The following is a 563-nucleotide window of genomic DNA, read 5'->3' on the forward strand; positions in this document are numbered from 1 at the left end:
CGGCGCGCCGGATGGTGAAGTGGCCGCGGTCCTCGCTATAATTCGGTCCGGTCGCCGGCTGCATGCCGTCGAAATGCAGGCTGTAACCGCCGGCCTCGGTCACCTGCCCCGGCTTCATCTCGATGACATGCTCCGTCTCGAACGTCGTGACCGCGACGATGCCGAGCACGGTGACGCCGAGCCCGGCATGGGCGAGCGCGGTGCCGAAGGCCGAACGCGGCAGGCCGGAAAGCCGGCGCCAGGCGAGACTTCCCGCGACCTTACCGATGCCGGCGCGATACCAGAGATCGGCCACCGCACCGAGGACCAGGAACAGCCCGGCGGCAAGGCCGAGCACCGAAAGCACCGGCCCGCCATGTTCGATGTAGAAGAAGACCACCGCGGCAAGGAAGGCGAGACCAGCGACGACATAGAGCCGCTGCAGGGCGCCGAGCAAATCGCCGCGCTTCCAGGCAAGCATCGGCCCGAACGGCACGATGACGATCAGCGGCGCCATCAGCAGGCCGAAGGTCAGGTTGAAGAACGGCGCTCCGACGGAAATCTTGTCGCCGGTCAGCGTTTCC

The 563-nt window shown here is 67.3% G+C and carries 1 protein-coding gene; it reads right to left on the bottom strand.

What is annotated here, in order from left to right; translation table 11 throughout:
* A partial coding sequence (locus GFM02_RS35815; RefSeq protein WP_281411290.1) for a cytochrome c-type biogenesis CcmF C-terminal domain-containing protein occupies positions 1 to 563 on the bottom strand: 563 nt, incomplete at both ends.

Origin of the sequence: Rhizobium leguminosarum bv. viciae, assembly GCF_012276115.1 — a bacterium.
GTDB lineage: Bacteria > Pseudomonadota > Alphaproteobacteria > Rhizobiales > Rhizobiaceae > Rhizobium > Rhizobium leguminosarum_T.